This is a genomic window from Mesorhizobium sp. WSM4810 (genome assembly GCF_055811235.1).
Genome location: NZ_JBVVQV010000029.1, coordinates 23,655 through 37,741, shown reverse-complemented (window position 1 = coordinate 37,741; position 14,087 = coordinate 23,655). Strand labels below are relative to the sequence as shown.

14 protein-coding genes and 1 other RNA gene are annotated in these 14,087 nt (G+C 63.6%); 4 read left to right on the top strand and 11 right to left on the bottom strand.

Annotation, left to right across the window (positions count from 1 at the left end; all coding sequences use genetic code 11):
* Window positions 1-8: 8 nt before the first annotated feature.
* The 7 genes from AC0L3O_RS29460 to ffs form a co-directional block, all read right to left on the bottom strand.
* Window positions 9-1,649, bottom strand: a complete 1,641-nt coding sequence (locus AC0L3O_RS29460; protein ID WP_473617402.1) for an ABC transporter substrate-binding protein — start codon at window positions 1,647-1,649, stop codon at window positions 9-11.
* A 323-nt stretch (window positions 1,650-1,972) separates the two neighbouring features.
* Window positions 1,973-3,247 carry a lytic murein transglycosylase gene (locus AC0L3O_RS29455; RefSeq protein ID WP_473617393.1) on the bottom strand — a complete coding sequence of 425 codons (1,275 nt, stop codon included), beginning with the start codon at window positions 3,245-3,247 and terminating at the stop codon, window positions 1,973-1,975.
* A gap of 169 nt (window positions 3,248-3,416) precedes the next feature.
* Entirely contained in the window at window positions 3,417-4,022 is a 606-nt protein-coding gene (recR, locus tag AC0L3O_RS29450) for a recombination mediator RecR (protein WP_023802085.1), read from the bottom strand.
* A 279-nt stretch (window positions 4,023-4,301) separates the two neighbouring features.
* A complete protein-coding gene (locus tag AC0L3O_RS29445) occupies window positions 4,302-5,189 on the bottom strand; it encodes a cell wall hydrolase (protein ID WP_287345331.1) in 888 nt (295 codons plus the stop codon).
* Between the two features lie 245 nt (window positions 5,190-5,434).
* Entirely contained in the window at window positions 5,435-5,758 is a 324-nt protein-coding gene (locus AC0L3O_RS29440) for a YbaB/EbfC family nucleoid-associated protein (protein ID WP_023802083.1), read from the bottom strand.
* A 94-nt stretch (window positions 5,759-5,852) separates the two neighbouring features.
* A complete protein-coding gene (locus AC0L3O_RS29435; protein ID WP_473617391.1) occupies window positions 5,853-7,694 on the bottom strand; it encodes a DNA polymerase III subunit gamma/tau in 1,842 nt (613 codons plus the stop codon).
* A 105-nt stretch (window positions 7,695-7,799) separates the two neighbouring features.
* Window positions 7,800-7,896: signal recognition particle sRNA small type (gene ffs / locus AC0L3O_RS29430), an RNA gene on the bottom strand.
* A 365-nt stretch (window positions 7,897-8,261) separates the two neighbouring features.
* Here ffs and AC0L3O_RS29425 point away from each other — a divergent pair.
* The 3 genes from AC0L3O_RS29425 to AC0L3O_RS29415 are packed head-to-tail and all read left to right on the top strand — an operon-like array spanning window position 8,262 to window position 9,969.
* The gene (locus AC0L3O_RS29425) at window positions 8,262-8,681 is read left to right on the top strand and encodes an HIT domain-containing protein (protein WP_023802081.1); all 420 of its coding nucleotides are present in this window, start codon (window positions 8,262-8,264) and stop codon (window positions 8,679-8,681) included.
* Window positions 8,682-8,715: 34 nt separating this feature from the next.
* Window positions 8,716-9,657 carry an NAD(+) diphosphatase gene (nudC, locus tag AC0L3O_RS29420; protein ID WP_473617390.1) on the top strand — a complete coding sequence of 314 codons (942 nt, stop codon included), beginning with the start codon at window positions 8,716-8,718 and terminating at the stop codon, window positions 9,655-9,657.
* Window positions 9,658-9,675: 18 nt separating this feature from the next.
* Window positions 9,676-9,969 carry a Dabb family protein gene (locus tag AC0L3O_RS29415; RefSeq protein WP_128174054.1) on the top strand — a complete coding sequence of 98 codons (294 nt, stop codon included), beginning with the start codon at window positions 9,676-9,678 and terminating at the stop codon, window positions 9,967-9,969.
* Here AC0L3O_RS29415 and AC0L3O_RS29410 read toward each other — a convergent pair.
* From AC0L3O_RS29410 to AC0L3O_RS29395, 4 genes are all read right to left on the bottom strand, one after another.
* Entirely contained in the window at window positions 9,966-10,616 is a 651-nt protein-coding gene (locus tag AC0L3O_RS29410) for a glutathione S-transferase family protein (protein ID WP_473617389.1), read from the bottom strand. The genes AC0L3O_RS29415 and AC0L3O_RS29410 overlap by 4 nt on opposite strands.
* Before the next feature lie 92 nt (window positions 10,617-10,708).
* Window positions 10,709-11,512, bottom strand: a complete 804-nt coding sequence (locus AC0L3O_RS29405) for an alpha/beta hydrolase (protein WP_473617387.1) — start codon at window positions 11,510-11,512, stop codon at window positions 10,709-10,711.
* A gap of 44 nt (window positions 11,513-11,556) precedes the next feature.
* Window positions 11,557-12,420 (bottom strand): prephenate dehydratase, encoded by an 864-nt coding sequence (locus tag AC0L3O_RS29400; RefSeq protein WP_023802077.1) that lies wholly within the window; start codon window positions 12,418-12,420, stop codon window positions 11,557-11,559.
* 27 nt (window positions 12,421-12,447) lie between these two features.
* Window positions 12,448-13,176: a 3-deoxy-manno-octulosonate cytidylyltransferase gene (locus AC0L3O_RS29395; RefSeq protein ID WP_473617386.1), complete on the bottom strand. Its 729-nt coding sequence runs from the start codon at window positions 13,174-13,176 to the stop codon at window positions 12,448-12,450.
* 193 nt (window positions 13,177-13,369) lie between these two features.
* Here AC0L3O_RS29395 and AC0L3O_RS29390 point away from each other — a divergent pair, with 193 nt between their 5' ends.
* Window positions 13,370-14,071, top strand: coding sequence for a c-type cytochrome (locus tag AC0L3O_RS29390; protein ID WP_473617384.1), 702 nt, complete (start codon window positions 13,370-13,372; stop codon window positions 14,069-14,071).
* The last annotated feature ends 16 nt before the right edge of the window (window positions 14,072-14,087 follow it).

Genomic DNA, 14,087 nt, shown 5'->3' with positions numbered 1-14,087 from the left:
CGCCGGCATCATTCCTTGGTGATCTGGCTGACGAAATTGGTGTCGAAGCTCGGGCCGAGCGCAAAACCCTTGAGGTTCTTGCGCAGGCCGGCCACTTCCAGCTGCTGGTGAACGATGATGAAAGGGCTGGTTTCGAGAATCTTCCTCTGCAGATCCTGATACATTGCGGCGCGTTTGGCCGGATCCTTCTCGAGCAGGGCCGCTTCGGTCTGCTTGGTCAAGTCCGGAATATCCCATGCGTTGCGCCAGGCCAGCGTCTTGGTCTTGCCTTCATCCGAATTGTCGGGGTTGCTGGCGAAGGTCTGGGCGTTGGAGTTCGGATCGAAATAATCCTGGCCCCACTGGCCGATATAGATGTCGTGATTGCGGGCGCGGTATTTGGTCAGCGTCTGCTTGCCGTCGCCGGGAATGATCTCCAGCTTGACGCCGGCCTGGCCGAGCGTCTGCTGGAACGATTCCGCCATGCCGGTCACCGGCTGGGTGTTGCGTACGTCTATGGTGACGCTGAAGCCGTCGGCCATGCCGGCCTTGGCGAGCAGTTCCTTGGCCTTGGCGAGGTCGAATTTGAACGGATTTTCGTCCAGCTCGCCAAGCACGCCTTTTGGCAGGAAGGTCTGGTGGATCTCGCCGATGCCCTTGAGGATGGTCGAGCTCAAGGCATCATAGTCGACGAGATATTTGAAGGCCTGGCGAACCTCCGGCTTGGCGAGGTTCGGGTTCTTCTGATTGAGGCTGATGTAGAAGACCGTGCCCTTCGGCGCGCTGGTGGTGGTGAGATCGGCGTTCTTGGCGATGGCGTCGAGGTCGTTCGGCTCGAGATTGCGGGCAACGTCGATATCGCCGGCCTCCAGCGCCAGGCGCTGGCCCGAGCTTTCCTTCATGTTGCGATAGATGACGCGGGCGAGCTTGGCCTTTTCGCCGTGGTAATTGTCGTTGCGCTCCATGACGACGACCTCGTTGGCCCGCCATTCGCGCAGCTTGAAGGCGCCGGAGCCGGCATAGCCGGTCTTCAGCCAGGCGTTGCCGAAGTCGTTGTCGTATTTGTAGTCGGCGCTGGGCGTCACCGCGGCAGCATGTTCCTTGACCAGCTTGGCGTCGACGACCGACGCGACCGTTGCCGACAGGCAGTTCAGGACGAAGCTCGGCGCATAGGCCTTGTCGACCGTGAACTGGAACGTCGTGTCATCGACGGCCTTGGCCTTCTCGGTGACGTTGTCGCCATTGATGCCGAACTGGCCGATGATGAAGGCCGGGCTCTTGTCGAGCTTGATGGCGCGCTCGAACGAATAGGCGACATCAGCCGCAGTGATCGGATTGCCCGAGGCAAATTTCAGGCCGGGCTTGAGCTTGAAAGTGTAGGTCAATCCGTCGTCGGAGACAGTCCAGCTTTCGGCGAGATCGCCCTTGACCTTGGAGGTGTCGCTCAAGTCGAGGCGGACAAGCAGGTCGTAGGTGTTGCCGGTGACCTCGGCGGTCGACAGCTCGAACGCCTCGCCCGGATCCATCGAGATGATGTCGTCGATGGCGAAACCCTCGACCAGCGTGTCGGCCGGCGTGACCGCAAGGGCAGGCGCACCGGCCAGAAGCAGCGCGGACATGGCTGCGCCGGCGAGCACGAAGCGGGAGCGTAGGGCAAACTTTTCCATCATCATTTTTAACTGTTCCCTGTTTTTGTTGACCTGAGTTCCCGGCTCAGGGTTTGGCATTCACTTGACACATCGGCCCGAAAATCGGAATCGATTTTCGGAAAGCACGATGTGTAGTTCAAAGTCTTAGAGCGTCCTTTGCGCGTCCAACGGACGCGCGGCGCTCTAATCGAACGGTGACCCTGAACCGGTCGCCCTGGTGATTTTTATCCAGTTCCGCCTCACCATATCCGGCGGTTTCAGGCGCGGCAACGAGCATTTGCAAAGCTGTTTGTTGGGCCAGGATCAGCCAGACGCCGCCGCCGGAATCGACACCCGCAGTCGCCCTATTTCAACGCGGTGACCAGGTCGGCGTCGGGAAAACAGGTGGCGGCGCGACCGTTCCTGGCCTGCCATTTGCCGATCGACCGGCGCGTCTTGAAACCGGGCAGGCCGTCGGCGCTGCCGACGTCGTAGCCCTCGGCCTCCAGCGCCCGCTGCAAGGTGGCGATGTCGGACCTGTGGAGCCCGCCGACCGCACCCCAGCGCCCCGAAAAATTGCTGTCGCCGTTGGCGATGCGGTCAGCGCCGTGGCCGATGAACAGGGCGTAGAGATCGCTGGTGTTGTATTGCTTCAGCACGTAGAAATTGGGCGTGACGATGAAGGCTGGACCGCTGCGCCCGGCCGGCATCAGAAGAAAGCCTTCGGCCTTCAATTCGCGCGCCGGGAACGGTCTTGCCGCGATGCGCTTGATGCCCAGATCAGCCCACTCGGAAATCCTCTTGCCCTGGTCCGGGCCTTCGAGCGAACAGGAGACCGCTTCCGGCACCGTCACCTCAAAACCCCAGCCGCGGCCCTTCACCCAGCCATAATGGACGAGGTAGTTGGCGATCGAGGCCAGCGTGTCCGGCACCGAGTTCCAAATGTCGACCCGACCGTCGCCATCGAAGTCGACGGCATGTTTGAGGAACGAACTCGGCATGAACTGCGGCTGGCCGAGTGCGCCGGCCCATGACGATTTCATCGCGCCGACCGGGGCCAGCCCGCGCTCGACGATCTCGAGCGCTGCCATAAGCTCGGTGCGGAAGAAATCCTTCCTGGTCGCCATGAAGGCCTTGGTCCCCAGCACTTCGAAGGCGTCGTAAGGCATTTTCGCCGCGCCAAAGCCGCTCTCGCGGCCCCAGATCGCCAGCAGCACCTCGCCCGGCACGCCGTAGCGCTTCTCGATCGCAGCAATGGTCCTGGCATTGGCCGCCTTGCGGGTGCGCCCACCAGCGGTCACGGCGCGAACCGTCTTTTCGGCGAAATAGGCGCCGGGCGAACCGAACTCCGCCTGATGCTGCTTTTGCGGCGTCGTCGCCTTTTTGCCCGGCATTACCAGGTCGGGCAGTTTGAGGTTCGGTTTGATGCCGTCGAAGGCGGCGTCGAAGGTTTTTCTGGAGATGCCGTTGGCGTTGGCTTCGGGCCAGATGTCGTTTTTGAGCCAGGCACGGAACTGGGTGTCGAGTTTTGTGGCGGAGGCGGGGGTGGCGAGGAGGAATGCAGTCAGTGCGGCGAGAAAAAAAGCAGCCAATCTGCAAAGTCCGCGTTCTGTCGCGCCCCCCTCTGTCCTGCCGGACATCTCCCCCACTTGGGGGGAGATTCGCAGCTTTGATTTTGTCGCCAATCTTGCAACATTGAAGACTGGCGAAAACAGGCGCGACAGCCAATCTCCCCCCTCGTGGGGGAGATGTCCGGCAGGACAGAGGGGGGCGCGACGGAATGCAATCATCTCAATAGGCCCCCCTTCCTCAAAACGCCGTCCGCGAGCGCAGCGCGGCGGCCAGCGTGCCTTCGTCGAGATAGTCGAGTTCGCCGCCGACCGGGACGCCATGCGCCAGCCGCGTCACCTTGATATCGAAGCCGGACAATTGATCGGTGAGATAATGCGCGGTGGTCTGACCCTCGACGGTGGCGTTGACGGCAAGGATCACCTCCTTGACCTCGCCGCCGGCGACGCGGTCGACCAGCGAGCGGATGTTGAGCTGCTCGGGGCCGATGCCGTCGAGCGGCGACAGCGAGCCGCCGAGCACGTGATAGCGGACATTCATGGCGGCCGCCCGCTCCAGCGCCCACAGGTCGGCCACGTCCTCGACGACGATGAGCGTGCCGGCGTCGCGGCGCGGATCGGTGCAGATCATGCAGGGGTCGGACGTATCGACATTGCCGCAGGTCGAGCAGATGCGCACCTTGTCGACCGCCTCGCTCATGGCGGCGGCGAGCGGCGACAGCAACTGCTCCTTCTTCTTGATGAGGTGAAGCGCTGCCCGCCTGGCCGAACGGGGCCCAAGCCCCGGCACCTTGGCCAGGAGTTGGATCAGGCGTTCGATCTCGGGACCGGCGATTCGCTTCGACATCGCATCGGTTTAGGATTTTTCAATTGGTTTTGGAACTCTCCTGCGGCGCGGCTGCTGCGAACAATCGCTCAGGTTTGCGCTGCCCCTCATTGCCCCTGCCGGGCATTTCTCCCCGTATAGTGACGGGGAGAAAGACGCCATCTCAAATGATTTCGCCAATTTCCGGCGTTGCAGGAAGGGTGCCAAGGTTGTGGCCAGATCCCTTCTTCCCGTCACTATCCGGGAAGAAGGTGCCGGCAGGCAGATGAGGGGCGGCGCCGACGTCGACCGTCGATCGCCTCAGTAGGCTTCCAGCGGCCTGCCCTGGCCGGCGATCATCGCACCGATGGCATCGGTGTTCTCGGGTGTCGATTCAAACGACATCGTCGGCTCGGCCGGCGCCGCCGAAAATGACGTAGCTGGTTGCGCACCGGCGGTGCTGCCGAAACGGGCAGCGTCCGGCTCCTGCATCGCCACAAAGGTCACCTTCTCCGGCGTTGCCTTCCCTGGAGTAGCCTTTGCCGGTTGCGATGCGACCGCCGTCACATAGGTCACCTTGCTGGGCGCCGCCTTGGCGGCCGGCGCAGCAGAGGCCATGAGCGTCACCCCTGCGGCGCGCGACCGCCGCGGCGTCGCCTGTGCCACCGCGACCGTGGGCTCGTCCGGCAATGGTTTCCAGTTCCGGCCGCGCTTTTCGTAGAAGGCGTTGCCGCCGGCGACCATGGTGTAGTGCATGTTTTTGTAGGGGAAACGCAGACCGGCGGTGTGAAAGAACATCGAGTTCTTCAGCTTGGCCTTGCGCTCGCCCCTGAGCACCGCCTCGGCGGCTTCCTCGACATCGGGCATCGCCTTCGAATTCATCGGCCGTGTCATCACGCCCGGCGCGAACTGGCCGCGTTCGCCGACCACCTGGCAGATGGTGTTGCCGTGCTTGCCGGAGCGCAGCCGGTTCATCACCACCGTGCCGACGGCAATCATGCCGTCGCGGCTCGACCGGTTGGATTCGAAGAACATCGCGCGCTGGAGGCACTCCTTGTCCTTCGCTGTGTGATTGTAGGGCCGGGACCTAGCGGTATCAGTCAGGCTGGCCACGGACAGGCCGTGCGTGGTCTGACTGCAGGCGGCCAAAAACAGCGGAGAGGTGATGACGCCGAGCAGCAACGGCGTCTTCCATCGGGTCACGATCAAAGATATCCCCTCATTCTGTCGCCAGCCCGCCCCTGGTTGCGGCAAGAATGAGACACTTTCGGGCAAAAAGATGGCTAAAGCGTTATTAAGTGAGCAGAGTTGCCGAATGGACACAGCTGGCCGGCAGGTGGGTGTTGATCGCTGCGCTCTTCGGCCACCTGTGACGGCATGGCCTTCGAGTGTCGCAGCTTCGCAGCGGCCGGCCGGGCCAAAGCCATGGTCTCGCTCGACCGGCATACAGCCTCTTAGAACGGCAGCTTCATTCCCGGCGGTATCGGCAGTCCTGCGGTCAGTGCCTGGGTCTTTTCCTGCATCATCTGTTCGACCTTGGCCCTGGCGTCATTGTGGGCGGCGAGAAGCAGATCCTCCAGAATCTCGACCTCGTCCTCCTTGAACAGCGACGGGTCGATTTTCAAGGACTTCATCTCGAATTTGCCGGTCAGCGTCACGCTGACCAGGCCACCGCCGGCCTGTCCGGTGGCTTCCAACGTGGCGATCTCGTCCTGCATGGCCTGGAACTTGGCCTGCATTTCTTTCGCCTTGCCCATCAGGCCGAGAAGATCTTTCATCGCGTGGTCCTCTACGATTGATTTGTTTCTTTTTTAAGCATGATCGTCTCCGAAAACCGGCTCCCATTTTTTTGCTTCGCTGACCTTCGGTTGCTCAGGTTTCGTCTTCGTCGGTGGCCGGCTCGATCGGAACCTCGGCCTCCACCGCATCGGCTTCCGGTGCGTCGGGAATGCGCACGTCGATGATCTTGGCGCCGGGAAAACGCGCCAGGATGGCGGCGACGGTCGGGTCGCTCTTGGCATCAAGGAGGGCGTTTTCGCGCTTGGTCGATTCCATCTCGGCCAGCGTCTGGCCGCCCGCTTCCTTCGACAGCGACACCAGCCAGGTGCGTCCGGTCCAGGCGCGCAATTTGGCGGTCAGATCGTTGAGCAGCATCTTCGGCGCGTCGTCGGTCAGGCTGACGTCGATCCGGCCCGGCTCGATGCGCACCAGGCGCACGCAGCGCTTGACCAGCACCTTGAAGGCGATGTCGCGCTGGGCGTCGGCAAGGGCGATGATGTCGGCCAGCGATTTCACCGGCACCGGCGGCGCATCGGCGACCGGCTCCGGCGCCGGAACGAAAGGCGCAGGCATCGGCTCGGGTTCGACCAGCCGCATGGTCTGGGCGCCGCCATTGGCCGCCGGCATCCGCGTCTGCGCCACGCTGGCGCCGCCATTACCGGGATTTGCTGGGCCGGGATTTGCCGGGCCGGGATTTGCGGCGGCAGAGGTTGCGGGTGCACCATTCGCACGTGGCGCGCCATTCGGCACCGACGCTGCGCCCTCCAGCGATTTCAGCGCCTCGTCCAGTGTCGGCAAGTCGGCGGCATGCGCCAGCCGGATCAGCACCATTTCGGCGGCGCTGACCGGCCGGTTGGAGGACTGCACCTCGGGAATGCCTTTCAACAGCATCTGCCAGGTCCGCGACAGCACCCTGACCGACAGCGCCTTGGCGAAATCGGCGCCGCGCCGTCGCTCGTCCTCTGACAGCGAGGCGTCCTCGAGGGCTGTCGGCACAAAGCGCAGCCGGGTGACGAGATGGTTGAACTCGGCCAGGTCGGTCAGCACAGCGGCCGGATCGGCGCCGGTGTCGTACTGGTTGCGGAATTCGGCCAGTGCGGCCGCCACATCGCCCTTCATCACATGTTCGAACAGGTCGACGATGCGGGCGCGGTCGGCCAGCCCGAGCATGGCGCGCACCGCTTCGGCGCTGACCGCGCCGCTGCCATGGGCGATCGCCTGGTCGAGAATGGACAGCGAATCGCGCGCCGAGCCCTCGGCCGCACGGGCGATCATCGCCAGCGCGTCGTCATCGACCGCGATGCCTTCTTTTCCGGCGATCGAGGAGAGGTGCGCGACCAACGTGCCGGCATCGATACGCCTGAGATCGAAGCGCTGGCAGCGCGACAGAACGGTGATCGGAACTTTTCTGATTTCGGTGGTGGCGAAGATGAATTTGACGTGCGGCGGCGGCTCTTCCAGCGTCTTCAGCAGGCCGTTGAAGGCCTGCGTCGAGAGCATGTGCACTTCGTCGATGATATAGACCTTGTAGCGCGCCGACACCGGCGCGTAACGCACGCGCTCGATGATGTCCCTGATGTCGTCGATGCCGGTGTGCGAGGCGGCGTCCATCTCGATGACGTCGACATGGCGGCCTTCCATGATCGCCTGGCAATGCTCGCCCGGCACGGCAAGATCGACCGAAGGCTGGTCGACGGTCGATGTTTTGTAGTTCAGGGCCCGCGCGAGTATGCGCGCCGTCGTCGTCTTGCCGACACCGCGCACGCCGGTCAGCATCCAGGCCTGGGCGATGCGGCCGGTGGCGAAAGCGTTGGTGAGGGTGCGGACCATCGGCTCCTGGCCGATCAGTTCGGAGAAATTGGCAGGACGGTATTTGCGCGCCAGAACGCGATAGGCGGCGGCTTTTTCCGTTCCCGAATTTCCGGCTTCGCTCATTCGCCCGTAAAGCTCCAAGGGCCGCGGCTCAAGGCGGCCGATTCCTGCGCATAGTTTCGCCCGCAGGGCTTGGCGCCGTCAATGTCGCGGGAGAAAGGCGAAGAGGTGGGAGGCTGGAACAATGACCCGTTCCGGGCTCGTTAGGGCTGCTTCCTTCCGGACCTGACCCGGTTGGCGAGTGGACCGTCCACCACCAACCTCCCGGCTCCCATATCGGCAATCCGGCGATGAAATGCAAGGGCGCAGTGACAGGCGGCGAAACCAGAAAATAAAAAAACCGCCTCGGAGGCGGATCGCTGGCGCGAATAAGCACCATGTTGAAACTACTGGCATAGCGGCCGGCACAAAGCAAGAACAGATGAACGAAAGCCATGGCCGGCAGACCAGAGGGGGCGAGATGGTGACTTCATTCCAGCCCAAAGTCTTGGCAGGCCATACCCTGAGTTCTTCGCCGGACCATCATCGCCACGATAGGCCTTGATTCGCTTGCCGCCCTCTTGCGGGCTAACGGCGGCGGCTCTAGCGTCCATGGAGTAAAAAAATACTACAAAAGTGAAGGAAACGCCGATGTCGCCGGGCCTCGAGGCCGGATTCACGCTGGATGCTCGTCTGGAGGCCGACAGCGAGCAGTTGATGTGGCTCGGCCTGTGCGAGTTGCGCGTGATGAACGACCGCCGCTGGCCGTGGCTGCTTCTGGTGCCGCAGCGGCCGGGCGCGGAGGAAATCCATGATTTGACGCCGCTCGACCAGGCGATGCTGACCTTCGAGACCAATATGGTGGCGCAGGCGCTGAAAAGCGTGACCGGCTGCACCAAGATAAACAGCGGTGCACTTGGCAACATCGTCCGCCAGTTGCATGTTCATGTCATCGCGCGCTCGGAAGGCGATCCCGGCTGGCCGGGCCCGGTGTGGGGGCACGGTATGCGCGAGCCCTACGAGCGCTCGGACCTCCGCCGGTTTGCGCAGAAGATAAAGGCGGCGCTATAAGCCTGTCCCGTGTCCATCCTGAAGTTGAGTCTCGATGAGCTTCCGCCTGTTTGACGCGCCCTTGCGCGAGCCGAGCCAGTTCGTCGGCTTTGCCGGCAACATGATCGACCGGCAATCGGAAAACCGCGCCGACGATTCCGTCGAAAAGGCGTTCGCCGATCCTTCAGCCAGGCTTTTGCTGATGCATGGCGGGCGGCTCTACCTGAAGCTCATTGGTGGCGGCTTCGACCCCTGGTTCGGCGCCGAGGAAAGCCGGCCGCTCGAGGCGTCGCTCGACCGTGGCGTCCTGCTCGGTTTTTCCGACAGCGGCCCGGTGCTCGCCGTACCGGCCGGCATCGACCCCGAACAGCTGCCCGATACCATCAAGGCCATCGACTATCGCTCGGTCTACATGCAAGGGCTGATCGACGAGGCGGCGGCCGGCGCGATGGCGCAAGGAGCAGCGCTGCTCGCCTGGCATGCCAGCCACCGCTTCTGCAGCAAATGCGGCGCTGAAGCCGCGATGCGGGCCGGCGGCTACAAGCGGCTTTGCCCGGCCTGCGCCACCGAGCATTTTCCGCGAACCGACCCGGTGGCGATCATGCTGACGGCGACGCGTGAAAAATGCCTGCTCGGCCGCGGCCGGCATTTCGCGCCCGGCATGTATTCGGCGCTTGCCGGCTTCATCGAGCCGGGCGAGACGATCGAGGCGGCGGTGCGCCGTGAAACGCTGGAGGAAGCCGGTATCCGGCTTGGCCGCGTCGTCTATCACGCCAGCCAGCCCTGGCCGTTTCCCTATTCGCTGATGATCGGCTGCTTCGGCGAGCCGCTCAACGACGACATCCAGGCCGACCTCAACGAGTTGGAAGACTGCCGCTGGTTCTTTCGCGACGACGTGCTGTCGATGCTGGCCCGCGAGCATCCGGGCGGCCTGGTCACGCCGCCGAAGGGGGCGATCGCCTACAACCTCATCCGCGCCTGGGCCGACAGCGCATAGCCTGCAGGGGAAGCAAAAATGATCCGTCATACAGTGGTGTTCAGGCTGAAGCACAAGGAGAACTCGGCCGAGGAGGCAAAATTTCTGGCAGACGCCAAAATACTGGCGGCGATACCGGGCGTCGAGAAATTCGAGCAGTTGCGGCAGGTCAGCCCGAAGAACGATTATCGTTTCGGCTTCTCGATGGAGTTCGCCGACCAGGCTGCCTATTCCGGCTACAACGACCATCCCGACCACGTCGCCTTCGTCCGCGACCGCTGGATCCCGGAAGTCGCGGCGTTTTTGGAGATCGACTACGCGCCGCTGAGCTAAGTTGGTGACTTGCCGGTGAAAACCGCCAGTTGAGCGGCGAAAGCACGCTTGTAGGCGGGCCGGGCTTCGCCGCGGGCGACATAGGCGGAGAGGTTCGGATATTCGTCCAGTATACCCGACCCGCTCAACCTTAGCAGCACGTGCACCATCATCAGGTCGCCGGCGCTGAACGCGCCATCGAGCCAGTCGGCATCGCCAAGACGACCGGAAAGCTCGCCCAGCCGGTCACGGATGCGATCTTCGACCATAGGCAGGCGCTGTTCGTGCCAGGTCTCGTCGCGCTCCAGGAGCACGGCGGTTTGGCGTTCAAGGATCGGCGGCTCCACGGTGTTTAGCGCGGCAAACATCCATGAGATTGCGCGCGCCCTGGCATTCGCCTCGTCTGGCAGCAGGCCCGCATGGCGCTCGGCGATATGGAACACGATCGCCCCCGACTCGAACAGCGCGAGATCGCCTTCTTCAAAGGTCGGAATCTGCCCGAAAGGATGAAGCGCGAGATGCGCGGGTTCCTTCATCGCTTTGAACGAAACGAGACGAACCTTGTAAGGCTGGCCGACTTCTTCGAGCGCCCAGCGAACACGCATGTCGCGCGCCAGTCCCCTGCCGCGATCGGGCGACCGTTCAAAGGCGGTGATGGTAGGGGTCATGGGCAGGCCTTCATCTCGTCGTCTCCCTTCTTCGATTGCGGCAAGCAAAGGACGAATGTCGCGCCGGAATTCCGACATCTGCGAATTGTTTTTCAATCGCTCATGACCGCCGCGACGGAGGCACGTAGCGCTCCGGCGAAGTCGGGATGGTCATAGAGGTCGTTGTGGCCAGCCGCTATGGCGATGTGGCTGCGCAGGTCGCGGGCAGCCTCGCGCAGGGGCGCCGAACGCGCCGCAGGTACGATGGTGTCGTTCTCGGCGGTGATGACGGCCGTGGGCACATCGAGGTCGCGCAGAGATTCCGCTGCCTCCATGCGGTGCCGCAGCAAGAGGCGCACCGGCAGCCAGGGATAGTGGTGAGCGGCGAGTTCTCTCAGCGAATCGAAGGGGGTCACCATGACGATGCCGCGCAACGGCCGGGACGTCGCCAGATCGGCCGCAACCGCAGCGCCGATGCTAAGGCCGATCGCGAGGATGCCGGCTTTGGCATCGCTGGCCAGCTGGTCATGGGCGCGTCGGGCGTCCTCGAGCAGGGCGGCGGCCGATGGGCTGCCGCTGCTCGGCGCATAGCCACGGTAGTGCAGCGCAGCGACCTCATGTTCGGGAAATAGCTGGTGCAGCATGAAGGCAAGTGCGTCGGCGTTCCAGGCATTGCCGGCGAACCCCATCAGCAGCGGGCGTGGCTCGGCCGGCGCCTGCCTCGCCGGCAGGCGGACCAGAACGACGCGCTCGCCATCCTCAGTCGCCAGTTCGACATGGCGTGCCCCAGCCGGCAGATCGGGTCCGAACCCCGCAAGGCCGGCCGGAAAGATCAGCCAGGACTGGAGCACATACACGACCGCAACAATCGCCGCATACAATCCAGCGACCGCGAGCGTCAGTTTCAGAAGCCACATCGCAGCAATGTCGCCCGATGCTCGTCACCTGGCAAGGCGCTGAGCTAGTCCGCCACCTTCCACTGCTCACGCGACTGGCTGGCCGGGTAGACGCCCAGAATCCGCATTTCGCGCGAGAAGAAGGCAAGCTCGTCGAGCGCCAGTTTTACCAGCGGATCGTCGGGATGGCCCTCGATGTCGGCGTAGAACAGGGTCGCGGTGAATGCGCCGAGCTGGTAGCTCTCGAGCTTTGTCATGTTGATGCCGTTGGTGGCGAAGCCGCCCATCGCCTTGTAGAGCGCGGCCGGCACGTTGCGGACGCGGAAGATGAACGTCGTCATCATCCTGGCATCGGCCGAGGGACGTTCGGCCCACTGCCTGTTCCTGGTCAGCACGACGAAGCGGGTGACGTTGCTGTCGGTGTCCTCGACATTCTGCTCGATGATGTCGAGCCCATAGAGCGTCGAGGCCAGAGCCGGCGCCAGCGCCGCCATGGTGCGGTCCTTCAGCTCTGCGACCAGCTTGGCGGCGCCCGCCGTGTCGCCGGCGACCACCGGCTTCCAGCCGTTCTTGCGGATATATTTGCGGCACTGGCCGAGCGCATGGATGTGGCTGTGCACGGTCTTAATCTGGTCGCGCCTGACGCCCGGCAGAACCATCAGCTGGAAATGGATCGGCAGGAAATATTCGCCGACGATGTGCAGCTTCGATTCCGGCAGGAGATGATGGATGTCGGCGACGCGCCCGGCAATCGTGTTCTCGATCGGGATCATGGCGAGGTCGGCCTTGCCGGTCTCGACCGCGTTGAAAGCATCCTCGAAGGTCGGACACGGCAACGGCTCCATATCAGGGAACATGTTGCGGCAGGCGGTGTCGGAATTGGCGCCCGGCTCGCCCTGGAAGGCTATTCTGTTGGTTTTTTCAGGCATGCCAAATGTCTCAGGTGTCCAGATGTCTCAGGTTGAAAGGATGGTTCTGGCGCGTTCGAGATCGTCCGGCGTGTCGACGCCGAACGGCGCCGACTGCACGATCTCGGCGTCGATGCGCATGCCGGCCTCCAGCGCCCGCAACTGCTCGAGCTTCTCGCGCCGTTCCAGCGGCGACGGCTGCAGCGCGACAAAGCGCTCGAGCGCTGAGCGGCGATAGGCATAGAGGCCGATGTGATGATAGAGCGGCCCATCGCCCCAAGGTGCGGTGGCGCGGGTGAAATAGAGCGCCCGCAGCCGTGTCTCCGACTGCGGCGAGCCGACGATCTTGACGACATTCGGATTGGTCTTTTCCTCGTCGCGGACGATCTCGATGCCAAGCGTGGCGATGTCGATCGTCGCATCCTCGAAAGGCCTCAGTGCGGCATTGATGATGTCGGGATCGATGGTCGGCAGGTCGCCCTGCACATTGACGATGGTTTCGACCTTGCGCCCGGGATCCAGCGTGGCCAGCGCCTCGAAGATGCGGTCGGAGCCCGATTCATGGCCGACGCGCGTCATCACCGCCTCGAAACCGTGCGTGCGCACCGCCGCCGCCACGCTCTGGGTATCGGTGGCGACCACCACCCGGCCGAGCCTGGCCTCTGCGGCGCGGCGGGCGACATGGACGATCATCGGAACGCCGGCGATGTCGGCCAGCGGCTTGCCCGGCAGGCGGGTCGAGGCCATGCGGGCCGGGATGAGGATGAGCGTGGACATCGGGTGATGAAGCATCCGAAAAAGAGGAAGGGAAAAGTGGCAAAAGGTCTCACTGGAAGCGCCCTTATAGGTGTTGCAACGCCAGAGCAAAAGACCTAGTTTCCGCCCGATTTGACCGCCTCGCGGGGTGGTTCACGATTACCGACGGACGGAGTGGACGGATCGGTCCGCCGGAAAAGGGAGCCTGGGGCGTATGGACTCTTTCGAAATCAACAAGCTGATCGGCGGCCTGCTCGGAACCGTGTTCGTCGTCTTCTCGGTCGGCATCATATCCGACGCGCTGTTCGCCTCCCCAGCACCGGAAAAACCCGGCTACGCCATCGAGGCGACCGAGGAGCCTGCCGAGGGCGGCCCGGCAGCCCCCGCCGAAGCCAAGCCGATCGCCGACCTCCTGGCCAACGCCAATGTCGAGGCGGGTGCGTCCGTGTTCAAGAAGTGCCAGGCCTGCCACACCGGCGAAAAAGGCGGACCGAACAAGGTCGGCCCTGATCTCTGGGATATCGTCGACCGTCCCATCGCCGAGCATGCGGGCTTCGCCTATTCGGCCGGCATGAAGGAGTTTTCCAAGGGCGGCGCGGAAAAATGGACGTACGACCACCTCAATAACTTTCTGCTTTCGCCGAAGAAGCTGGTGAAGGGCACGGCGATGGGCTTCGCCGGCCTGCCGAAAGACGAGGACCGCGCCAACGTCATCGCCTATCTGCGCACGCTGTCGGACAATCCGAAGCCGCTGCCGACACCCGGCGCTTCGGCCGAGAATGCAGCCGCGCCTGCTGAAGGCGCGGCGCCGGCCAAGCCGGCAGAGGGTGCGGCACCGGCCGCACCAGCTCCGGCCCCTGCTGCTCCCGCACCAGCTCCAGCCCCTGCTGCTCCCGCACCGGCTCCAGCGCAATAACGCAATTGTCATGGAC